Origin of the sequence: Shewanella sp. MR-4 (assembly GCF_000014685.1) — a bacterium.
Lineage (GTDB): Bacteria > Pseudomonadota > Gammaproteobacteria > Enterobacterales > Shewanellaceae > Shewanella.
The window spans coordinates 1,878,131-1,900,995 of the sequence record NC_008321.1 but is presented as its reverse complement, the minus strand read 5'-3'; the positions used below and the strand labels follow the sequence as shown (position 1 = coordinate 1,900,995).

At 48.3% G+C, this 22,865-nt stretch carries 18 protein-coding genes; 12 read left to right on the top strand and 6 right to left on the bottom strand.

Annotated elements, in window-relative coordinates; all coding sequences use genetic code 11:
* Positions 1-17 precede the first annotated feature (17 nt).
* From SHEWMR4_RS08510 to SHEWMR4_RS08485, 6 genes are all read left to right on the top strand, one after another.
* A complete protein-coding gene (locus SHEWMR4_RS08510) occupies positions 18-803 on the top strand; it encodes an rRNA large subunit pseudouridine synthase E (RefSeq protein ID WP_011622385.1) in 786 nt (261 codons plus the stop codon).
* A gap of 70 nt (positions 804-873) precedes the next feature.
* Positions 874-1,365 carry an NUDIX hydrolase gene (locus SHEWMR4_RS08505; RefSeq protein WP_011622384.1) on the top strand — a complete coding sequence of 164 codons (492 nt, stop codon included), beginning with the start codon at positions 874-876 and terminating at the stop codon, positions 1,363-1,365.
* 220 nt (positions 1,366-1,585) lie between these two features.
* Positions 1,586-2,704: a tRNA 2-thiouridine(34) synthase MnmA gene (gene mnmA, locus SHEWMR4_RS08500; protein WP_011622383.1), complete on the top strand. Its 1,119-nt coding sequence runs from the start codon at positions 1,586-1,588 to the stop codon at positions 2,702-2,704.
* Positions 2,705-2,707: 3 nt separating this feature from the next.
* On the top strand, positions 2,708-3,325 hold the full coding sequence (hflD, locus tag SHEWMR4_RS08495) for a high frequency lysogenization protein HflD (RefSeq protein WP_011622382.1): 618 nt from the start codon (positions 2,708-2,710) through the stop codon (positions 3,323-3,325).
* Between the two features lie 29 nt (positions 3,326-3,354).
* Entirely contained in the window at positions 3,355-4,725 is a 1,371-nt protein-coding gene (purB, locus tag SHEWMR4_RS08490; protein WP_011622381.1) for an adenylosuccinate lyase, read from the top strand.
* 122 nt (positions 4,726-4,847) lie between these two features.
* Complete coding sequence (locus SHEWMR4_RS08485; RefSeq protein ID WP_011622380.1) at positions 4,848-5,987, top strand: cupin domain-containing protein; 1,140 nt, start codon at positions 4,848-4,850, stop codon at positions 5,985-5,987.
* Between the two features lie 96 nt (positions 5,988-6,083).
* Here SHEWMR4_RS08485 and SHEWMR4_RS08480 read toward each other — a convergent pair whose 3' ends face one another.
* Positions 6,084-6,542 carry a DUF4826 family protein gene (locus tag SHEWMR4_RS08480; protein WP_011622379.1) on the bottom strand — a complete coding sequence of 153 codons (459 nt, stop codon included), beginning with the start codon at positions 6,540-6,542 and terminating at the stop codon, positions 6,084-6,086.
* A gap of 279 nt (positions 6,543-6,821) precedes the next feature.
* Between SHEWMR4_RS08480 and SHEWMR4_RS08475 the strand changes: the two genes are divergently transcribed.
* Together SHEWMR4_RS08475 and SHEWMR4_RS08470 are read left to right on the top strand one after the other, a co-directional pair.
* Positions 6,822-7,856 (top strand): Glu/Leu/Phe/Val dehydrogenase dimerization domain-containing protein, encoded by a 1,035-nt coding sequence (locus SHEWMR4_RS08475; RefSeq protein WP_011622378.1) that lies wholly within the window; start codon positions 6,822-6,824, stop codon positions 7,854-7,856.
* Between the two features lie 194 nt (positions 7,857-8,050).
* A complete protein-coding gene (locus SHEWMR4_RS08470; protein ID WP_011622377.1) occupies positions 8,051-8,398 on the top strand; it encodes a hypothetical protein in 348 nt (115 codons plus the stop codon).
* A gap of 62 nt (positions 8,399-8,460) precedes the next feature.
* Here the strand turns inward: SHEWMR4_RS08470 and SHEWMR4_RS08465 are convergent, their stop codons facing one another.
* From SHEWMR4_RS08465 to ppsA, 5 genes are all read right to left on the bottom strand, one after another.
* Entirely contained in the window at positions 8,461-12,249 is a 3,789-nt protein-coding gene (locus SHEWMR4_RS08465) for a S8 family serine peptidase (protein WP_011622376.1), read from the bottom strand.
* 285 nt (positions 12,250-12,534) lie between these two features.
* A complete protein-coding gene (locus SHEWMR4_RS08460) occupies positions 12,535-12,966 on the bottom strand; it encodes a MarR family winged helix-turn-helix transcriptional regulator (RefSeq protein WP_011622375.1) in 432 nt (143 codons plus the stop codon).
* A 138-nt stretch (positions 12,967-13,104) separates the two neighbouring features.
* Positions 13,105-13,596 carry a DUF1285 domain-containing protein gene (locus tag SHEWMR4_RS08455; RefSeq protein ID WP_011622374.1) on the bottom strand — a complete coding sequence of 164 codons (492 nt, stop codon included), beginning with the start codon at positions 13,594-13,596 and terminating at the stop codon, positions 13,105-13,107.
* A gap of 94 nt (positions 13,597-13,690) precedes the next feature.
* Positions 13,691-16,732 (bottom strand): FAD-binding and (Fe-S)-binding domain-containing protein, encoded by a 3,042-nt coding sequence (locus SHEWMR4_RS08450; protein WP_011622373.1) that lies wholly within the window; start codon positions 16,730-16,732, stop codon positions 13,691-13,693.
* Between the two features lie 99 nt (positions 16,733-16,831).
* Complete coding sequence (gene ppsA, locus SHEWMR4_RS08445) at positions 16,832-19,201, bottom strand: phosphoenolpyruvate synthase (protein WP_011622372.1); 2,370 nt, start codon at positions 19,199-19,201, stop codon at positions 16,832-16,834.
* A 124-nt stretch (positions 19,202-19,325) separates the two neighbouring features.
* Here ppsA and SHEWMR4_RS08440 point away from each other — a divergent pair, with 124 nt between their 5' ends.
* From SHEWMR4_RS08440 to SHEWMR4_RS08425, 4 genes are all read left to right on the top strand, one after another.
* On the top strand, positions 19,326-20,138 hold the full coding sequence (locus tag SHEWMR4_RS08440) for a pyruvate, water dikinase regulatory protein (RefSeq protein ID WP_011622371.1): 813 nt from the start codon (positions 19,326-19,328) through the stop codon (positions 20,136-20,138).
* A 181-nt stretch (positions 20,139-20,319) separates the two neighbouring features.
* A complete protein-coding gene (locus SHEWMR4_RS08435) occupies positions 20,320-21,384 on the top strand; it encodes a 3-deoxy-7-phosphoheptulonate synthase (protein ID WP_011622370.1) in 1,065 nt (354 codons plus the stop codon).
* 150 nt (positions 21,385-21,534) lie between these two features.
* Positions 21,535-21,966: an acyl-CoA thioesterase gene (locus SHEWMR4_RS08430; protein ID WP_011622369.1), complete on the top strand. Its 432-nt coding sequence runs from the start codon at positions 21,535-21,537 to the stop codon at positions 21,964-21,966.
* Between the two features lie 220 nt (positions 21,967-22,186).
* Positions 22,187-22,849: a response regulator transcription factor gene (locus SHEWMR4_RS08425; RefSeq protein ID WP_011622368.1), complete on the top strand. Its 663-nt coding sequence runs from the start codon at positions 22,187-22,189 to the stop codon at positions 22,847-22,849.
* Positions 22,850-22,865: the final 16 nt, after the last annotated feature.

Sequence of the window (22,865 nt, the reverse complement as noted above, 5' to 3'; positions counted from 1 at the left end):
GACTATATAGCCACAGCATGAACAAAAACAGTACACCAGCAACAACATCAAACACCCGCGCCCGCAGCCAACGCACTTCATTTAAGCGCGACAATCAAGCTGATAGCCGCGCAAGCAACAAGAAGACCAATAACTTTGCCAGAGCTGCCACGCCAGGTTTACAGCGGGGAGGTACTTCTGAGCGAAACAGTTCTGAACGCGGAGGAGCTAAATCACGCCCGCAAAGGCATTCCTCAACAACGCGTACAAAACCCCAAGGCGATCCGATGATCGTCTTATTTAATAAGCCGTTCGATGTCCTATGCCAATTTACCGATGAGCAAGGCCGCAAGACCTTAAAGGATTACATCCCTATTCCTGGTGTGTATGCCGCAGGGCGATTGGATCGCGACAGTGAAGGCTTATTACTCCTCACCAACGATGGTCAACTTCAGGCCAAACTGACTGAGCCGAAAAAGAAAACCTTTAAAACCTATTGGGTGCAAGTCGAGGGAAAACCTACGGAAGCAGATTTGGCGAAACTGCGCCAAGGGGTTGAATTAAAAGATGGTATGACACTCCCAGCGAAGGTCAGCATCATGGCGACGCCGAATGTTTGGCCGCGTAATCCGCCGATCCGTGAGCGAAAAAACATCCCTACCACTTGGCTGGAAATTCAAATCCATGAAGGACGCAATCGCCAAGTTCGACGGATGACGGCCCATATTGGTTTTCCGACCTTAAGACTCATTCGTTATAAAATAGGTCAATGGAGTCTAGATGATTTAGCTACGGGTGAGCATAAATGCATCCAAATGGCTTAGTGATGTAACACCGCGAGAGCACTAAACAGGATATCGCAGTGCCCAACCAACAGATAAGAAGGTGATTAGCGTGGCAGAAAAACTCAGATACAAACCCAATGTGACTGTGGCCTGTATTATCCACGCGCCTACCGAAGATAAGTATCTGTTAGTGGAAGAGTGGATCGATGGCGAGCAGCGCTTTAACCAGCCCGCCGGACATTTAGAAGCGAATGAGAGTCTGATCCAAGCCTGTAAACGTGAAGTGCTCGAAGAAACGGGGCTGAATCTTGAGCCCCAAGGCTTAGTGGGGATTTATCAGTTTAGTGCCAGTGAAGCACTCGCTTTTGTGCGCTTTACCTTTTTCGTACAAGTTGATGCACTGCTCCCCCCTCAGCCACAGGATGCGGATATCGATGCAGCCCATTGGCTGAGCTTTGAGCAAATCGAAGCCAAAATGGAGCAGCTTCGTAGCCCATTGGTGCTCGATTGCCTTAGGGATTACCGCCATCAGCAGCAACAGGAGCAAACCTACTCTCTCGAATTACTCAATAGTCAGCGTCTAACGGGATGTCAAAGATAGCCCCAAGCGACAAGGCGTGATAGAATACGCCCCCGCGTAAATTCGCGATTCAACACGGCATTTAAGCGCTGTTTTAGCAAACACTTGCTCGATGAATCGCCCGCTGGTCTGCCATCAAACACAGTCTAAGCGAATACGCAGATTTTAACGTGAAAGTGGCCGCCAAGGTGAGTCATTCTCACGGCTAACCAATACATATACTCAATGGTTTTTAGGATCTATGACATCAATCGAACCCACTCATACAGGAAAAAAAGTCATTGTCGGCATGTCCGGCGGTGTTGATTCATCTGTTTCAGCCTATTTGCTAATGCAGCAAGGCTATCAGGTTGAAGGCCTTTTCATGAAGAACTGGGAAGAAGATGACAACGACGAGTATTGCGCGGCCGCCGAAGATTTAAAAGATGCTCAAGCCGTTTGTGACAAACTTGGGATCAAACTGCACACGGTCAACTTTGCCGCCGAATATTGGGACAATGTGTTCGAGTACTTCCTCGCCGAATATAAGGCGGGTCGTACCCCTAACCCCGATATCATGTGCAACAAAGAAATCAAATTTAAAGCCTTTTTAGACTTTGCCGACGATATCCTCGATGCCGACTATATCGCCATGGGCCACTATGTGCGCCGCCGCGATAATGCCGATGGCACCACGCAAATGCTGCGCGGAGTTGATAACAATAAGGATCAAAGCTACTTCCTGTATACCTTAAGCCATGAACAAGTGGCGCGCAGCCTGTTCCCCGTTGGTGAACTCGAAAAGCACGAAGTGCGTGAAATCGCTAAAAAAATGGGCTTAATTACCCATGATAAAAAGGACAGCACCGGCATTTGCTTTATCGGTGAACGCAAATTCACTGAATTCTTAGGCAATTACTTACCTGCGCAACCAGGCAATATCGAAACCGCCGAAGGCGAAGTCATTGGCAAGCACCAAGGCTTGATGTACCACACCTTAGGCCAACGTAAGGGTCTGGGTATTGGCGGCATGAAAAACAGCAATGACGACCCTTGGTACGTGGTCGATAAAGATCTCAAACGTAATGTGCTTGTTGTTGGCCAAGGTGGGCATCACCCGCGTTTGATGTCCAACGGCATGCTCGTCAATCAATTGCATTGGGTCGACCGCAAAGGCCCCGCCGAAGGCAGCCAAATTGTGGTGAAAACCCGTTACCGCCAGCAGGATATCCCCTGCACCCTCACCTATCTTGATGATAATACCCTCAAGGTGGTGTTTGATGAGCCTGTTGCCGCCGTGACCCCTGGCCAATCAGCGGTATTCTACGATGGCGAAGTGTGCCTAGGTGGCGGGATTATCGATCAACTGATCCGAGGATAAGCCGTGAACGAGCAGCTCCATAATCGCACTATGGCCTTTGCGGGAATACTGCAGGCCATTGCGCAAGTTCAGCATTTAGCCCGTCATGGTGAGAGTGACACTGATGAACTGGCGGCCAGTTTAAACACCATTCTAGTGACCAATCCTGAAAGCGCCGCCGATGTCTATCAAGACAAGGCCGCGCTGCACAAAGGTTATCAGTTGGTGTTAAACCAACTGGGCGACAGCAGTCAAAAAGATGTGGAAATCACCCGCTATCTGGTCGGTATCTTGGCGCTTGAACGTAAATTAACCCGTTCGAACAGCGGGTTAGCTATGCTTGCCGAGCGCATCAATCAAGTGAATCGCCAGCTACATCATTTTGCGATCACCGACGAGCAAGTCATTGCTAATCTGGCCAGTATTTATAGTGACATTATCAGCAATCTTGGACCTAAGATTCAGATCTCTGGCAATCCGCTGTGCCTGCAACGTCCAATAGTACAACACAAAATTCGCGCCCTGCTGCTCGCAGCCATGCGCAGCGCCGTGTTATGGCGACAACTGGGCGGTAAACGTCGACACTTAGTCTTCGCCCGTAAAGCCATCATAGACACAGCCAAGAAAAGTCTTACCCTATAATAAAATAAGTTTTCATCAAGGAGCTTCACATGGATCTTTCCGCACTAACTGCTATCTCTCCGGTAGACGGCCGTTACGGTAGTAAAACAGCGTCATTGCGAGGGATTTTCAGCGAGTTCGGTCTTACTAAGTACCGTGTTCAAGTTGAAATCAACTGGTTAAAATTACTCGCCGATTGCCCAGAAATCACCGAAGTGCCGCCGCTGAGCGAGTCTGCTATCGCGGTGTTAGATGCAATTAAAGACAATTTCAGCGAGCAAGATGCGCTACGCGTGAAAGCCATTGAAAGCACCACCAACCACGACGTAAAAGCGGTTGAATACTTCATCAAAGAAAAAATCGCAGACAACGCCGAACTCGCCGCTGTGGGTGAATTTGTTCACTTCGCCTGTACCTCTGAAGACATCAACAACCTAAGCCACGGCTTAATGTTGACCGAAGCCCGTGAGCAAGTGGTTCTGCCATACTGCAATGAACTGCTCAGCGCCATCAAAAAACTGGCCTTTGAATACCGCTCAGTGCCATTGATGTCTCGCACCCACGGTCAACCGGCTTCGCCTTCGACTTTAGGTAAAGAAATGGCCAACGTTGCGGTGCGTTTAGAGCGTCAAATCAAGCAAATCGCGGCTGTTGAAGTCATGGGTAAAATTAACGGCGCCGTAGGTAACTACAACGCCCACTTATCTGCTTACCCAGAAGTGAACTGGCATGCACTGTCAGAGCGTTTTGTCACCAGCTTAGGCCTGCACTGGAACGCTTACACCACACAAATCGAGCCACACGATTACATCGCCGAACTGTTTGATGCTATCGCGCGTTTCAACACGATCCTGATTGACTTCGACCGTGACGTTTGGGGTTACATTGCTCTTGGTCACTTCAAGCAACGTACCGTTGCGGGCGAAATTGGTTCATCAACCATGCCACACAAAGTCAACCCAATCGACTTTGAAAACTCCGAAGGTAACTTAGGCATTGCCAACGCGCTAATGCAACACTTAGCGGCTAAGCTGCCAGTGTCAAGATGGCAACGTGACCTGACCGACTCAACCGTACTGCGTAACTTAGGCGTGGGTATTGCCCACTCGCTTATCGCCTACCAAGCCACCTTAAAAGGCATTAGCAAGTTACAAGTGAACGAAGAGCATTTACGTGCCGAACTCGACCAAAACTGGGAAGTCCTAGCCGAGCCAGTACAAACCGTTATGCGTCGCTATGGTATTGAAAAGCCTTACGAGAAGTTAAAAGAACTGACTCGTGGCAAGCGTATCGATGCCCAGCAATTAGCAGTATTCATCGACGGTTTAGCCCTGCCTGAAGACGTGAAAGCAGAGCTGAAGAAGATGACGCCAGCCAACTACATTGGCCGTGCTGAAGCCTTCGTCGACGAGCTTAACTAATATTTTTAGCTCAGCGGAGTTTGCTAAGTCGCAATAGCAAACATGCGCGAGCTGATATTGTTTATCAGCCATAAATAAGGATTAAGGCGGTTACATTCGATGTAGTCGCCTTTTTTGACACTATGTATACACTCAATCTCGATATCGCCCAGTTCCTCAAGGAACACTGGCAACAAAAACCTGTAGTCATCAAGGGCGCCTTCCCTGATTTTGAAGATCCGATCAGCGCAGATGAGCTTGCAGGCCTTGCCTGTGAAGAAGAAATCACCTCGCGCATTGTGGTCACTCAAAAAGACAACTGGGAAGTGATCCAAGGCCCGTTCGAGGATTACGACAATTACGGTGAAACCCACTGGCAATTGCTGGTGCAAGCCGTAAACCATTGGTATCCGGACTCTCAGCCATTAGTGGAAGCGTTTCGTTTTCTACCCGACTGGCGATTCGATGATTTGATGGTGTCCTTCGCGACGCCAAGTGGCGGTGTCGGTCCACACGTTGATAACTACGATGTGTTTATCATCCAAGGTGAAGGCGAGCGTCGTTGGACTGTGGGTGCTAACACGCCGCAACAACGCCGTGGCGGTAACCCGAACTCGCCACTGGTGGAAGACTTCGAGCCCATCATCGACGTGGTATTAGAGAAAGGCGACGTGCTATATATTCCGCCTGGCTACCCACACTGCGGTGAAACCTTAACCTTAGCCTTAAGCTATTCAATTGGTTACCGCGCACCGAGCCAACAAGAACTCGCCAGTGAAGTTGCCGATTACCTGCTTGACAATAACTTAGGTCAGCAGCGTTTTACCTCTGTGACTGAGCCTGCAAATCCTGGCGTGATAAGTCAAGATCATCAACTCGGGATCATGTCCCTGTTAAGTCAGCTCGCCCAAGATCCAACAAGCTACCAAGTGGTGCTGGGTAAACTGTTGAGTCAAAACCGTTTTGAACTGGATATTTGCGAGGGTGAAGAAGCCTATAACATTGAAGAGCTGCAGGATGCGTTCGAGCAAGGCGCTGGCGTTAATCGCATCGGCGGCTTAAAAGTGCTGCGTTTAGAAAACGACACTCAATCTCGCTTATTCATCAATGGCGAAATTTATGAGCTACCCAATACGCCTGAAGCCGTATTAACCCAGTTAAGCGACCATGTTAGCTTTGATAGCGACAGTGCCATAGCACTGTGTGAATATGCCGAAGTGCAAACGCTACTGCTCAAGCTAATCAATCAAGGCTTATATTATTTAAGTGACGATGAAGACTAATCCTTAGCTCACCGCTGCGTTACGTCGAGAGATTTGCTTCACCCCAAACAATAAAGGCACTCAACTGAGTGCCTTTACTTTTAAACTAATTCGACATTAAGCATTGGTATTCCAAAGCTTTTCGTCATTGTGCATCCGATACAAGCTCTCAGCACGCGAGACTAATAACTGCGCAAATTTTGCCTGCGTCGCATCGCGTTGAACCGCACCTGAGCGGATCAAATTTTCGGCCTGCATCTGCCACATCATAGAGAAGTGACGAATCGCATCACGCGCCGTTTTCGCGACTTTAACATCGACAAAATCCGACGGTAAATCGCCAGACATCACCCAATAGGTTTTGGCCGAAGGACGCTTAGATTCCATTTTCCAAATCGCTAAATAAGGCGCCAGATAACGGCTTTCGTCGGCTAACACTTTACTTGGGATCACCCCTTTTTCCGCTAAAAAACGGTTCGCCTTTTGGAATTGAGTTCTGACCCACTCTTGGCGCATTTTCTCCATTTCTTCTGGAGAGATTGTTGGTTGAGTCTGGTCGACAGCTTGTTCAGTCATACTTCCGTCCTATCTTATTGTTATTACGCGGCTCTCATTCTTGGGACAGCACACGAATCGTTCTAATGTCTGAGATTATCCCAGTAAAAACTGGTTTCACACTAAAAACCTTACGTTTACGTAAAGTGGAAAGCTAGATTGCCACAAATAATCTATTTATTCGGTCATTATGCATGGTTGAGAGTATCGCTAAATGCTATGGTTCTGCAATAAATATAACGAGCTGTCGATGGGAAGTGATTCCATCGACGTTTTATTGTGTATAGCGGAGAACTTCACGTGGCTGTATTTAATCATGTATCCTTTGACGAGCATGAACAGGTCGTATTCTGTCATGATAAAGAGAGTGGCTTAAAGGCCATCGTCGCCATCCATAACACCAACTTAGGTCCTGCTGTGGGTGGCTGCCGGATGTGGAACTACCAATCCGATGATGAAGCCCTGACAGACGTATTACGCCTCTCCCGTGGTATGACTTACAAAAACGCTCTCGCCGGTTTAACCATGGGCGGTGGTAAGTCAGTGATTATTGCCGATCCTAAGCGCCCTGATCGCGAAGCCCTCTTCCGTGCTTTTGGCCGTTTTATCAATAGCCTGGGTGGACGTTACTATTCAGCAGAAGACGTAGGTACCACAACAGCAGATATCATGATCGCTCACCAAGAAACCCCCTACATGGCAGGTCTTGAAGGCAAGAGTGGCGACCCATCCCCCTTTACTGCATTAGGCACCTATTTAGGCATCAAAGCTGCCGTTAAACACAAACTCGGTTTGGACAGCTTAAAAGGCCTTAAGATTGCCGTTCAAGGTGTGGGCCATGTGGGTTACTACCTGTGTAAGCATCTGCATGAAGAAGGTGCAGAGCTTATCGTTACCGATATTCACCAAGCTTCACTCGACAAAGTGGCTACCGACTTTGGTGCCATCGTCGTTGCCCCACAGGATATCTATGCCCAAGACGTTGATGTCTATGCGCCATGTGCATTAGGTGCCACCCTAAACGATGTCACCCTGCCACAGCTTAAAGCTAAAATTGTTGCGGGTTGCGCTAACAACCAATTAGCCGAAGTTCGCCATGGCGAGCAGTTAAAAGAAATGGGCATTCTGTATGCACCAGACTATGTGATTAACGCTGGCGGTATCATCAACGTGTCATTTGAAAAAGACTATGACGCGGCGAAATCAGAAGCTAAGGTCAGAGAAATCTACAACACATTGCTGAAGATTTTCACTAAGGCCGATGCTGAAAACCGTACTACTGCTGCGGTTGCTGACGAAATGGCCCGTGCCATTTATCAAGCGGCAAAAGACTAATCACGCTTTAGGCGGGCAACGACTCGTTGTCCGCCTCTTCTCACCTTCCTCACTCTGCTTGCAGCTCAAAAAATAAATTCCTCTCAATACCAATCAGATACCAAAACGCCACGTAAAATTCACTTTTCTGTAGTGGAAAAGCCTATGTGCCTCTGCTTGAATTAATCACTCATCTGTCAGTGAAGGGATTGCATATGGTCAGTTTTAAATACGAGTTAAATCAGGACTCGGTTGAGCTACAGGCCAGTGATTGGTTTGGAATTGAACGCGTGTTCGTGAATGGGCAGATGGTGTCGCGAAAGTTTAACTTTGGCCCTAACAGCATACATAAAGTGCAGCTCAATGATGGCCATCAATGCAGCTTCAAGCTGTTTATCGATCCTCAAACCGATGAGCTGACTTGCCGAATTTATAAACACAATCAACTTATTACCAGTTTAAAGCAAGGCAAAAATAATTTGCTGCAATGCCAGCGACTGTTGCAACAGGGACTATTGCTCGGCTCAAGTCTCGTGCTGCTCATGCTCCTCCTCCCTTTATAACTGGCAAATAAAAACCGCCACTAGCGTGGCTAGTCGCGGTTTTATCGACCAATAACAGTAGATTACTTCAGCATATACACCCGCATCATGGTTTGTTTCGCTTCGCTATTGCCATCACTCATCTGCACACGTAAGTGAACAAAATTGCCGGCGGTGGAATCGTTCGGGATTGTGGCAACCCACTCACCGTTAACCCATTTTACTTCTGCGGTTTTCCATGCGCTTTCGGCAAATTTCGATGTTACTGGGCAGTAAATCGATACCGGAATCTCGGCTAACGAACATTCCTGACCATAGCCGTATTGCAGCGTGACATCGGATAAATCCACCTGCGCCGCGCCATCCATCACAGCAGAAAGTTTCACTTCGACAGGTACGCCTGCAGCCAAGGTATTATCTATCGCAACCGGAATGTCGAGCTTAGGAGTGAGCACCGCTTGGCGACCCTGTTTACTCGAGTCTGTGCTGAATTGATAAATCCCTTGATAGAAGGAGCCAAGATTGTCCTTCACAGGTGAGCTATTGCCCACACCACGGGCGTAGGAGCGCACTTCTAACTCAACTTGTGCATTGGTATCGGGGAGGGTAAACAGTCCACTGTCTAAGTAGGTGTTCTGCCCATTGACTCTTAGTCCATAAAGCGACTGAGAATTATAGCCACCGATACCATCGTGTCCTGCTGCATCGCCAAAGCGAACAATGCTTAAGTCGATGGTGTTGGTATCGCGATTTGCAATGGCGCCGCCATTGCTGAGCAAACTCCCCGCCTTGGGGCCTTTTAGCCAAGAGGTGGTCTCAACCGTGCCTTCGGTCATCATTCTTGGACCATCAAAATAGCCGCCGTCCGTCGAGAACTGAATACCGGGCATCACAATGTTAGTCCACATGTTTTTGCTGGTTGCAGTGTAGTATTCATCGCGCACCACGGGCGTCATGACCATCTGCGAACTGCCAGTGGAGTAAAACTCCCCAGTGCTGTTGGTCATGGCCATCATATCGGTCCAAATTGGACGCTGATCATTTTGCGAGTGATAGCTGGCACGAATGCGCTGCATTTTCTGCTCTTGAAGTACAACCTGTCCGCCACTGATACGTCCATCGGTGATATGGTTAATGGAATAAGCATAGGGTGTCCGCTCTGCAGCGGTGCCAGACCAACTGACGATATTGTTCCCCGCTTCAATCTGCGCCAATAGGGCTTCCCCCTGCTCCGAACTAATCCCGACGACGGGGATCCGTGGCGTGCCAGAAATTGTGCCCTTATAGCGACCATGTAGACCCGGACGATAGAAGATGACCCCAATTGCGCCGGATTTAAGGGCATTCGCCGCCATATAAGACGTAAGATAATAAGGGTTACCAATAAGTGCAATACGACCCGTTAAGTCAAACTGAGTCCAGTCGGTACTGTAGCCAGCGTCTCCGACTGGCACAACTTCAGCGCGACCTTCGCCATCAAATGATAAGGCTAACCCCTGCTTGTTATAATCGAGCACTTCGCCATTTTGCATGGTGAGCACTGTTTCGGGGGCAAAGGCACGGGTCGTCACAAACGAGCGGAATCTATCATCATGTCCCTGCGACCAAGTGTAGATGTCTTTCACGTAATCAGGCGCCAGTTCCATCGCGGCTAATTTCGCCACTTTGTTATCATCCAGCGCATAGGTGAAGCCAAACGCATATCCTTGCGGCGCCAAAGGTTGGCTCGCTTTGAACTCGAGTTTCTCGGCGTTTCGAGCGTCGAACTCAATCTGGGTATCTTGGCTCAGTTTACGATTCAGCACCGCCATTTGGGTGGCTGACTCCACTAAACCTGAAGTTGTAGAGTCATTATCGTAGGTCATTACGTTCGCAACGATAGTGTAATTGCCCTCAGGGACTGACAGACTTGCTTGACCATTCCTAAGCGTAACGGCTTGTCCCCAATCATCTTCCTCATTCATCAAGTACACTCTCGAGGGAGAGGATGCAGGTTTGCCGCGCATGTCGGTAACACTTAAGCTCAAGTTAACTTGAGGCGGTTCTATCCAGAATGAAATCGGCACTGTCACGCGTTCATCAGATTTCCCAGTAGCAGTGCCTTCAATCCGCCCGGTGATAGTGCCATAGGCTCCACTGCGCAGCGCCACACTCGAGTCAATCCACACAGGGATTTCAGCACTGCCATTGGCTGGCACGTTAATGCTGTTGGTCCCCAGTCCTGCCAAAGTTGCTGGCATGCGCGTCTTGCCATCTTCACCGATCAAACTCATTTTCAGCTTCAGGCTAATATCCTTATCGGATAAATTGCGCAAGCTGATGGTTTTTTCTGTTACGCCAATATCCTGACCATAGGCAAAGGAACCAAGCTCCATATTGGGCGGCGCGATAATGCTTTGCGATATGGCGCGATTGACATCCATTGGCCCCGCGCCTTGCTCAAGCACATGGGCATCGGTTGGCACTACGGATGAGGTCAGCACCTCTTTAATTTGGCGAGGGCTAAGGTCGGGTCTGGCTTGCATCACGATCGCCGCGCCGCCAGACACATGGGGCGCTGACATTGACGTTCCCGACAGTGCGCGATATGCCGTCGCGCCAAATCCCCCTGATGCCGCCGAAACGACATCCACACCTTGAGATGCTATATCTGGCTTAGCGGAATGGCCATCTGGTGATGGTCCACGGGATGAGAAAGAAGCAGTGTTATTGTCTCGGTCAACGGCTCCAACGGTTAACGCGCTAGGGGCACATCCAGGGAGCCCCACTGTCTCACGGGTAAAACTATTGCCCGCCGAAACGACGAACAGCGCCTTATCACTCAAGGCTTCGACCATATCGACAAGCGGTCCAGTACAACTGGTGCCACTGCCGCCTAACGACATACTGACCACATCGGCGCCCTGACTCACGGCCCATTGCATACCACTGAGGATCCCACTCGTCGAGCCTGCGCCTGAGTTCGTCAGAACCTTGCCCACCAGCAGCTTAGCTCCCGGCGCCATACCGGCCCAGAGGCTATTCGATTCCACTCCCGTTCCCGCGATGGTGGCCGCAGTATGTGTGCCATGGCCGTTAAGATCATCAACGCCATTACTAGAGTAGGTAAAATCTTTGCTTTGCACAACTTGTCCCGCCAAATCGCCATGCTGCACATCGTAGCCAGTATCGAGCACGGCAACCGTGACCCCCTGACCATTGAATTGTTTGGCTAAATTGCCATATGCCCCCGTTAATGGCACGGTTGGGGTTAAGTTCGCTAGCGCATTAACCCCATTGGTCGGATCTTTATGAGCATGCACTACCGCATCCAACCACACCGACTTAACCGCATCATCGGTACTTAGGGTTTCCCATACTTTAGCCGCCTGTTGCTTGCTGATCCCAAAGGCGGCACTATCGATAAGTTCAATCTCATCGGTTAGGGTCGCTCCTTCAATTAAATTCGGCACAGCAGAGCCCGCGAGGGTACCGTCGCGGTATTCGATAATGACAGGCAGTTTATCGGTCGAGGCATCATCATAACCGGCTGCATGTAACTTAGAGATGTTAAAAAGCTCGATGTCAACGGTTTGAGACTCGACCCATTTTTGCGCCTTTGGCGTAATCAGATATTGACCATTCTGATTCTGAAAAATACTCGTGATCACCTCGGCACCATTTTCACCGAGTAGACGGATCCCACCGAGGGAACCATCGGCGCGCACCACGGCCGTTACCACCTCACCTGTGATCAAGGTAAATTGTACGGCACCAGACTGCGCCGCCATCAGCGCCACATTGTCATCTGCCAACGTGGTATAACTGGTGGTAAAACCCATCGCCATCAAGCAAGTCACAGCGATACGGCTGCGCTTAAAAAGTTGTTTCATTTCATATTCCTTGAAAAATCACCTTGAGATTGCCCAAATCAACTTCAAGCAACGTTTTTTATGTTGGAAGACTCGCTTCCAAAGCAGCAAGATGGCGTTTCATGAAACATTTATGCAACAATCATTGGGTAGCAATTTGTATCATCAAAGCACAAAAGGGGGATTAACAACTGACTAGGGTATGACTCGTAAGTCAATACCCTGAAACTAATGAAAATGTTATAGAAATGAAAAACAATGAGGTGATGCACATGAGGTTTGCGAAAGCGAGTTGAACGCCTGATATCACAACGCAGCCAGTGACGGTAAGCGGTTTATCTTATTGAGTAAGCGCATAAACTGCTGGCGTTCCTCTTCAGTGAGATTGGACAAGTATTTTTCATTGACGCGCTCGGCCTCGCGGATCAAATCCTGCTCCAGCGCCTTGGCCTCATCGGTGAGAAAAATCTGGAAAGCTCTGCGATTATCGAGCTCTTGATGGCGAGTGATGAGACCCTGCACCTGCAACTGATCGAGCAGACGGGTCATGGTATAGTTCGCCACATCACAACGCTTAGACAACTCGGTCTGAGTAATCCCCTCCTCCTGCCAAAGCGCGAACAACACTGGCCACAACTTAATGTCGAGCTGATAGCGTTTCAACTGTAAATCGAGCTCATTTTGCAGCTCAATATTCAAGTGGGAAACAAGATAGCCTAAGCTTTCATAACGGTTCAAACAGCACCTCCGAAAACAACATTTAGACCCATCGACACTGACCGATACCCGAGCAGGATTGGCCAAGGTCAGTTTTAATACTACCACTTAACCGCTAATAAACTAGTCAGCGTCCCCAAGTTATTACAAGCAAAATCATTAAGCGCCGAGTCCCTCTGCGTCGGATAAATTGAATTCATTCACAAAATTGTAGTAGCAAGCGCGACTTAATTTTCCCCATAGACCACGTTCTAGGGGCAGATAAATCCCAAAGTCGGTCAGTCTTAGTCGATTGAAGTCGGCAATATGGTGCTCAGTTCCAATACTGGTTTTCAGCATAAAACCCGGTGCAGTCTCATTCTTTAGATAATCGACAATCACCAGCGGCGCATCTTCCACCTCGAGACGTACCTTCTCGACTGGCGTAATGAGAAAATGCTCACCATCGATGTCATGCAAAATACTGGCAAATAACTTGGCAAACTTCGTCGGTAATGGGCTGCCTTGATATAGCCATTCACCGGATAACTGGATATGAAATAGCGGTACTTCACTACACAGCTCAGTTGGCCGTGTTAAGACTTCATTCGACCTTGGCTTATTGGTGAATTCCTGTAGCGTGTCGATGACATTCTCTGTGTGCTTTTCCATAGCGTCCCCTAAAAGTAAAAACCAGTCTGACGACTGGTTTAGTGTGGCATGGGCTCACGGATTATCCAATGCTTAACACAAGATTGCGTACTGCTTAAGCCTTCGCGAGTTCGAGCAAAGCTTCTAATGGATGTTTTGGCTTGTAACCGGCAAAGCGCTTCACTTGGCTGCGGCAAGAGTAGCCCGAAACTAACACCTGCGATGCGTCTATCTTGCTTAAAGTGTCTTTCCACGACATATCGAACAAGGTCTTAGAACGCTCAAGATTCTCAGCCTCATGGCCGTAAGTACCCGCCATGCCGCAACAGCCCAGATTCACCGCGGTTAATTTAGCGCCAAAGTGAGTGAAGATTTTGCTCCACTCATTGGCGGTATTAGGTTTAGCCGTAGACTCAGTACAATGGCTAAACCAAGTAAATTGTTTATCTTGCATAGCCTTAGTCGGAATATCCTGCAGAATGCTAAGGAGCCATTCGTTAGCCAGTTTCACCTCAAACGCGCCGCGATTCGCCCCTAAGATTTCTTTATATTCATCGCGATAACAGAGCACTAAGGCGGGATCGATGCCCACCATAGGCATGCCTAACTTATGCACTTGGTTTAAGAAATCTGCACTCGACTGCGCCGTTTTAGCAAATTTATCCAAGAAACCCTTAATATGGGTCGGTTTACCATTGGGTTTAAAAGGCAGAAGAACAGGCTTTAATCCTAACGTTTCAATCAGTTGGATAAAGCGATACACCAAGCCAGCATCGTAGAAACTGTTAAACGGATCTTGCACCACTAACACAAATTTTGCGCGCTCATCGGCGGGGATAGCCTGCAATGCCGCCAGATCATAACCGCGACTCGCATGACCATCGAGTCGTTGTTTTAATGTCGGCACTGACAGCGCTGGCGCATCCACATAACCAATGGCTTTTTTGATCACCCATTGGCTGAGCGGGTTTTGCGAGGCGAAATTGGTCAGCCTTGGCGCCGCCGCCATCAGAGGTAAGCTGTCTTCGATACCCGCCACCAGATAATCTTTAGCCGGACGCAGATAACGTTGATAGTAAATATTAAAGAACTGCGCCCTAAATTTAGGCACATCCACTTTTACCGGACATTGGCTCGAGCAAGCTTTACAGGCCAAACATCCCTTCAGCGATTCCATCACTTCGTGGGAATAATCGTAATCGCGCTTCGCATTGATGGTATTTTGCATGCGCTGCAAAATACCTAAGGGTTTAGCTTTCGCCAGCGCGTTCACATCGACGCCTTCGGATTCAAGCAAACGCAGCCACTCACGCATCAAACCCGCGCGCCCTTTAGGTGACTGAACTCTGTCTCCCGTCACTTTAAATGACGGACACATAGGTGAGAAACTGCTGTAGTTAAAGCACAGGCCGTTACCGTTACAGTTCATCACATCGGGATAGGCATCGCGCACTTCGACGGGAATTTGCCGGTCAAACTTGCCGCGCTTGGTACTGTCAACATCAAAACACAGGCCACCCGCTTGCTTTGGTGCCACTAATTTGCCTGGGTTGAGTCGATTATCAGGGTCAAATAGGCCTTTAATATCTTGCAGTACACCGTAAAGCTCATCCCCAAACACCGATGGACCATATTCACCGCGCACGCCCTTACCGTGCTCACCCCACATCAGGCCGCCATATTTGAGTGTCAGCGCCGCGACTTGATCAGAAATCACCCTCAGCAGTTTTTCATCTTCCACATCGCACATATCGAGCGCTGGCCTAACGTGTAACACGCCCGCATCCACATGTCCAAACATGCCATATTGCAAATTGTGACTATCGAGTAGTGCGCGAAACTCCATAATATAATCGGCAAGCTTTTCGGGCGGCACTGCAGTATCTTCGGCAAATGCAATGGGTTTACGACGTCCCTTGGTGGCACCGAGTAGACCCACGGCCTTTTTACGCATGCCGTAGATTTTCTCTATACTGGCCTTATCTTGAGTGACTTGATAACCGACCACACCACACTCACCACGGCTGATTTGCTCGGTCAGCACGACTTCGAGTGCCGCAAGCTTTTCACTCACCTCTACTGCATCGCCAGCAAACTCCACCATATTGAGGCCATCGATCACTTTACCCGGCACTTCTTGAATAAGATCTGAAACCGAATGCCAAACAATGTCCTCACGGGCAAGGTTAAGCACTTTTGAGTCCACGGTTTCGACCACAGTGGCACGCGCCGTCACTAAGGATGGCGCATGGCGCAATGCAGACTGAAAGGAGTCGTACTTAATGTTCACCATCGCCCGCTCACTCGGCAGTGGCGTAATGTTGAGTTTCGCTTCGGTGATCACCGCCAACGTGCCTTCAGAGCCCGTTAAAATGCGCGAGAGATCGAACTGGGTTAAACCGTTGTTCCAGACATTCTTTAAGTCATATCCGGTTAAAAAACGATTGAGCTTAGGAAATTGTTGTTCGATCAGCGCACGCTTCTCGCGGCACACTTCGGCAATCGCCGAAATCAGTTTTTGCCCGAGCGGATTATCGCTCACGTTATCGGGGTTACATAACAGACCCGCATCGAGGGGACGAGTGTCGAATACGCTGCCATCAATCAATACGCTGCGCAGCGCCAGCACGTGATCAGAGGTTTTACCGTAAACTAAGGATCCCGCGCCCGAGGCATCGGTATTAATCATGCCGCCGATAGTGGCACGGTTAGAGGTAGAGAGATCGGGACTGAAGAAATAACCGTGGGGACGCAGCGCATCGTTTAGCGCATCTTTGACCACACCCGCCTCGACGCGTACCCAGCCCTGCTCGGGGTTCACTTCTAATACGCGATTCATGTAGCGAGACACATCGAGGATCAAGCCATGGGTCAGCGATTGGCCGTTGGTGCCCGTTCCGCCGCCTCTGGCACTAAAAGTCACACCCGCATATTCTGCTTTTGCAGCCAGCGACAAGGCAATCTGAATATCTTTTTGATGCTTGGGATAAAGCACCGCCTGCGGCAAAAATTGGTACACGGAGTTATCCGTGGCCTGCACGAGGCGCGCGCTGTAGCGCTTATCGATATCACCGGCGTAGCCACTTTGCGCTAAGGCATCAAGATAGGCCAAATAGACTGGTTCTAACGTTTGTTGGTGTGATAACAGAGGTAACATGAGCAGCTTCAGTCAATTATTGTTATGCGGCCCATTATAAACAAAAAAAAGCCGCTAAAAAGCGGCTTTTTTAACACCTTTATAAAATTACAATCTAGATCAAGCGTGCGCTTCGGCTAAATACAACCAAGTATCAATCACGGTATCTGGGTTTAACGATACAGTATCGATGCCTTGCTCAACTAACCAGGCGGCGAAATCAGCGTGATCTGAAGGTCCTTGACCACAGATACCGATGTAAGCGCCCTTCGCCTTAGCCGCTTTAATGGCCATAGACAGTAGGATCTTAACGGCTTCGTTACGCTCATCGAACAGGTGGCTGATGATGCCAGAGTCGCGGTCAAGACCGAGCGATAACTGAGTTAAATCGTTTGAACCGATAGAGAAACCATCGAAGTGCTCAAGGAATTGATCCGCTAACAGCGCGTTTGACGGTACTTCACACATCATGATGACACGTAGACCATCTTTACCGCGCTCTAAGCCCTGCTCTTTCAGCAGTCCAATCACTTGCTCGGCTTCTTTAACAGTACGTACGAATGGGATCATCACTTCGACGTTTTTCAGACCCATCTCATTACGAACACGTTTAATCGCTTCACATTCTAACGCGAAACAATCGCGGAATGATTCAGAGATATAACGGCTCGCACCACGGAAGCCCAACATTGGGTTTTCTTCCTCTGGCTCGTAACGGTCACCACCGACTAAGTTAGCGTATTCGTTAGACTTGAAGTCTGACATACGCACGATCACTTTCTTCGGATAGAAAGCAGAACCGATTGAGGCGATACCTTCGACTAAGCGGGCAATGTAGAACTCAACTGGAGAATCGTAACCTGCGATCATCTCGTTGATTTCTTCCTGCAGCGCAGCGTCTTGTTGGTTGAATTCAAGCAGCGCTTTCGGGTGAATACCGATCATGCGGTTGATGATGAATTCTAAACGCGCTAGACCCACACCTTCGTTTGGTAAACGAGCGAAGTCGAAGGCGCGATCTGGGTTACCCACGTTCATCATGATCTTCATCGGTAATTCAGGCAGTGCGTCAACGCGGTTTGAAACCACTTCGAACTCTTGCTTACCTTCGTAGATGTAACCTGTGTCGCCTTCGGCGCAAGAAACAGTCACTAACTGACCATTCTTGATGCGGTCGGTCACGTCACCACAACCTACCACTGCTGGTACACCTAATTCACGGGCAATAATCGCCGCGTGACAGGTACGGCCGCCACGGTTAGTCACGATGGCGCTGGCGCGCTTCATGATAGGTTCCCAATCTGGGTCAGTCATGTCGGTTACTAACACATCGCCGGGTTGGATTTGATCCATATCCGCGATAGAGGTTAATACCTTAGCCACACCTGAACCGACTTTATGACCGATAGCACGACCTTCAGAGATCACCGCGCCACGGCTCTTTAAGTGGTAACGTTCAATTAATTGTACATCTTCACGGCTACGAACCGTTTCTGGACGCGCTTGAACGATATAAAGTTTGCCATCGTTACCGTCTTTTGCCCACTCGATGTCCATTGGACGACCGTAGTGTTTTTCGATAACCATAGCTTGTTTAGCCAATTCCATCACTTCGGCGTCGTTGATAGAGAATTGACGACGTTTTTCAGCAGCAACGTCTTCAATTTTCACTTGTTTGCCGTGAGAAGCATCATCGGAATACACCATCTGGATGAGCTTGCTACCGATATTACGGCGAACAACGGCTTTATGGCCTTGAGTGAGGATGGGTTTGTGAACATAGAATTCGTCAGGGTTTACCGCACCTTGAACAACCATTTCACCCAGACCGAAAGATGAAGTGATAAACACCACATCGTTGTTGCCTGATTCAGTGTCCATGGTGAACATCACACCTGATGCCGCTTTGTCTGAACGAACCATGCGTTGTACGCCGGCAGACAGGGCAACACCGTGGTGCTCATAACCTTGGTGAACACGGTATGAAATTGCACGGTCGTTAAAGAGTGACGCAAACACGTGCTTAATGGCTACGAGTACTGAGTCAAATCCTTTCACGTTTAAGAAGGTTTCTTGCTGACCAGCAAAAGAAGCATCTGGCATATCTTCTGCGGTGGCAGAAGAACGAACCGCGAATGATGCATCGCTCGTTTCAGCCGCAAGTTTGTCGTAAGCTTCACGAATCGCTTGCTCGAGTGCTGGTTGGAACGGGGTGTCGATAACCCATTGTCTGATCTGTGCACCTACTTGTGCCAGTGCATTGACATCATCTACATCCAATGTTGCTAGGATGTCATAAATCTTCTGGTTTACTCCACTTTGTTCAAGGAACTCATTGAACGCATAAGAAGTAGTCGCAAATCCGCCAGGTACTTGAACACCGGCATTAGCTAGATTGCTGATCATCTCGCCAAGAGAAGCATTTTTACCGCCAACCAAGTTGACGTCACCCATGCCTAATTCCTGATACCAGAGTACGTATTGCTGCACAGTTCTATCTCCGCAAGTTTATTTCAGTGGCCCCTTCACACGAGGGCAGCGGCATTTTACACTCCCGCCGAAGCAGCGTAAATCTATAATTTTATTTGTAATTTTATTACTACAAGAGGTCAGTATGGCACCAAAGGTATTTTACATCTCCGACGGGACAGCGATCACAGCTGAGGTTTTTGGGCATGCAGTACTCTCGCAATTTCCATTAGAATTTGAGTCACTTACAATTCCATTTGTTGAAACATTGGCAAAAGCAGAGAACGTTAAACGACAAATTAATGATTGTTTTATTACAACAGGTGAACGGCCGTTAGTGTTCCATTCGATCGTCAAACCTGAAATTCGGGACATTATTTATTCGAGTGAAGGCCTCGATTACGATTTTTTAAATACCTTCGTTGCACCACTTGAACAACATTTAGGCGTTAGCGCCTCTCCGGTGTTACATCGCACCCACGGAAAAGCCAATCACGGCTACGAAGCCCGTATCGATGCCATCAATTTTGCGATGGACAATGACGATGGCCAAACCATGAAACATATGGATCAGGCCGATTTAATCCTGCTTGGCGTGTCTCGCTGCGGCAAAACCCCGTCTAGCCTCTATTTATCGATGCAGTTTGGTATTAAAGCGGCCAACTATCCGTTCACCGAAGACGATATGGATAACCTCAAATTGCCCGAAGCGTTAAAACGCAATAAGAAGAAGTTGTTCGGCTTAACCATCGATCCGGTGCGTTTACATGAAATCCGCCAAAGCCGCATGGAAAACAGCCGCTATTCGTCCTTAAAGCAGTGTCGTTTAGAGGTCAAAGAAGTCGAGATGATGTTCAAACGTGAACGTATTCCTTATATCGACACCACCAACCACTCTGTCGAAGAAATCGCCACTAAGATTTTGGACGTGACAGGCTTAGAACGTCATATGTTCTAATCTTGATGATTTCGAACGAGGCAATCGAGTCTCTCGATTTAGGCTAAATAGGTCTAACTTAAATCAAATTCATTGCACAGTTGCCGACAATTAACACAATTGGCACTGTGCAATGCTGTTCGATTCGTTATAATCCGATGCAATCTGGCGAAAAGCGCCGCACGCAAGCTCGGTATTTTGAATGACCATTAAAACAGACGAATTACGCACTTCCTTATTAGCTAAAGTCATCTCACCTGCACAACTGGCATCTGAGTACCCGTTAACCCAAGATGCAGCCGATTATCTCGTACAACAACGTCGTGAAGTCGAAGCCATTATTATGGGCGAAGATCAACGCCTATTAGTGATCATTGGCCCCTGCTCAATCCATGATACTCAAGCCGCCCTCGACTACGCTCGCCGTTTAGCGGTATTGCACCAAGAGTTAAAAGACGATCTCTGCATTTTAATGCGTGTGTATTTTGAAAAACCCCGCACTATCGTCGGTTGGAAAGGGTTAATCTCCGATCCTGATTTAGATGGCAGCTTCGAGCCAAATAAAGGATTACGTATTGCCCGTGAGTTACTGCAGCAAATTACTGAACTGAAGTTACCGATTGCCACCGAATTTTTAGACATGGTGAATGGTCAATATATTGCCGATTTAATCACCTGGGGCGCTATCGGTGCCCGCACCACCGAAAGCCAAGTTCACCGCGAAATGGCCTCGGCGCTCTCCTGCCCCGTTGGCTTTAAAAACGGTACCGATGGCAATATTAATATCGCCGTCGATGCGGTGCGCGCAGCAAAAGTGCCACATATCTTCTATTCACCGGATAAAGATGGCGCCATGTCGGTGTATCGCACCCATGGTAATCCTTACGGGCATATCATTTTACGTGGCGGCAAAAAACCGAATTACTTTGAGCAAGATATTGAAGAAGCAAGATTAAAGCTTGAGTCGGTCAATGTGACGCCGCGCGTGGTAGTCGATTTTAGCCACGGCAACAGTGAAAAGAACCACCTGAAGCAGCTTGTGGTTGCCGATAATATCATGGCGCAAATGCGCGCGGGCAGCACGGCGATTGCCGGGGTGATGGCAGAAAGTTTCTTACAGGAAGGCAATCAAAAAGTGGTTGAGGGTCAACCTCTGTGTTACGGCCAAAGCATCACAGATGCTTGCCTGCATTGGGATGACTCGGAGAAATTACTGCGCGATCTGGCTAAAGCCTCCCGTGATAGACGTGAGTTCCTCGGCAAATAAGTCGATTGAAAATATGAAAAGGCTTCCACTGGAAGCCTTTTTTCTTTTCGTTTTACCTTAACACCTAACGATATAGGCGTTTTCTACCATTCAAATTGAAAACTCACTATAATTGCGCCTCTTTAAAAATGCATAACCTCAGGTTGCCGTATGCCAAACTCGCTCGACTCTAGCCGCCCTGCCTTTTCTGACGCCATCGAACAGCGGATCAATCAATCCGAAGCGCGGGTGATCAAAGCCGTATTTCCTTCTATCACCAATCACCACAACACCTTATTCGGTGGCGAAGCGTTAGCTTGGATGGATGAAACCGCTTTTATTGCGGCGACTCGCTTTTGCCGCAAAACCTTAGTGACCGTCAGCTCCGACAGAATCGACTTTAAAAAACCGATTCCCGCAGGCACCTTAGCTGAACTTATCGCCCGCGTGATCCATGTGGGAAATACCTCGTTAAAGGTCGAAGTGAATATTTTCGTCGAAGACATGTATCAAGATCACCGCGAACACGCCATTCGTGGTGTATTCACCTTTGTTGCGGTTGACGAACAACGCCACCCAACTCAAGTGTGGACTGCTGAATAAGATTTAAGCAGCCCAATAACGCACTCTAGCCCTTAAACACTCTGGTTTTGGGGCTTATTTTTCTTCAAATTTCTCGCACATTTTTGATAGACAAAAGTATAACAACCAGAAACATATAAAAATTTTGTCAATCTTACTGCATAAAGCAATAGGATCCTTGATTACTTTTCTGTTACATTGGGTTTAATCTTCACGTGCCACGAACATAACCAACAAAGCCATGAAGCTAGAAAACTTAAAAATAATTATTGCCGATGACCATCCATTGTTTCGAAATGCACTACGCCAAGCCCTCAGTAGCGCCTTTGAACACGCACAGTGGTATGAAGCTGACAGTGCCGATGCTTTGCAATCCGTATTAGATTCACAAAATGTGAGTTACGACTTGGTTTTGCTGGATCTGCAAATGCCTGGATCACACGGCTATTCGACGCTGATCCATCTGCGCTCACATTATCCCGAACTGCCAGTAGTGGTGATTTCGGCCCATGAGGATATCAATACTATTAGCCGTGCGATTCACTATGGTGGCAGTGGATTCATTCCTAAATCGGCATCGATGGAAACCTTAAAAGAAGCACTCACCGCCGTATTATTTGGGGATATCTGGTTACCCGCAGGGGCTGAAATCATTCCGATTGAGGATGATGATACGGATAAGATGGCCAGTAAACTCTCCGATCTCACACCGCAACAATATAAAGTGTTGCAGATGTTTGCCGAAGGTTTGCTTAACAAGCAAATCGCCTATGACTTAGGCGTTTCTGAGGCCACCATCAAAGCTCATGCGACTGCCATTTTTAGAAAGCTAGGCGTGCGTAATCGTACTCAAGCCGTTATTGCTTTAGGCCAGCTTGAAATGGATAAAGTCGATTTAAGCTAATCCTAGTTACCACAAT

Coding starts and splice junctions, on each gene's coding strand:
- SHEWMR4_RS08510 (WP_011622385.1), top strand. CDS start 18: ATGAACAAAAACAGTACACCAGCAACAACATCAAACACCCGCGCCCGC.
- mnmA (WP_011622383.1), top strand. CDS start 1,586: ATGACATCAATCGAACCCACTCATACAGGAAAAAAAGTCATTGTCGGC.
- purB (WP_011622381.1), top strand. CDS start 3,355: ATGGATCTTTCCGCACTAACTGCTATCTCTCCGGTAGACGGCCGTTAC.
- SHEWMR4_RS08485 (WP_011622380.1), top strand. CDS start 4,848: ATGTATACACTCAATCTCGATATCGCCCAGTTCCTCAAGGAACACTGG.
- SHEWMR4_RS08480 (WP_011622379.1), bottom strand. CDS start 6,542: ATGACTGAACAAGCTGTCGACCAGACTCAACCAACAATCTCTCCAGAA.
- SHEWMR4_RS08470 (WP_011622377.1), top strand. CDS start 8,051: ATGGTCAGTTTTAAATACGAGTTAAATCAGGACTCGGTTGAGCTACAG.
- SHEWMR4_RS08465 (WP_011622376.1), bottom strand. CDS start 12,249: ATGAAACAACTTTTTAAGCGCAGCCGTATCGCTGTGACTTGCTTGATG.
- SHEWMR4_RS08455 (WP_011622374.1), bottom strand. CDS start 13,596: ATGGAAAAGCACACAGAGAATGTCATCGACACGCTACAGGAATTCACC.
- SHEWMR4_RS08450 (WP_011622373.1), bottom strand. CDS start 16,732: ATGTTACCTCTGTTATCACACCAACAAACGTTAGAACCAGTCTATTTG.
- SHEWMR4_RS08440 (WP_011622371.1), top strand. CDS start 19,326: ATGGCACCAAAGGTATTTTACATCTCCGACGGGACAGCGATCACAGCT.
- SHEWMR4_RS08435 (WP_011622370.1), top strand. CDS start 20,320: ATGACCATTAAAACAGACGAATTACGCACTTCCTTATTAGCTAAAGTC.
- SHEWMR4_RS08430 (WP_011622369.1), top strand. CDS start 21,535: ATGCCAAACTCGCTCGACTCTAGCCGCCCTGCCTTTTCTGACGCCATC.
- SHEWMR4_RS08425 (WP_011622368.1), top strand. CDS start 22,187: ATGAAGCTAGAAAACTTAAAAATAATTATTGCCGATGACCATCCATTG.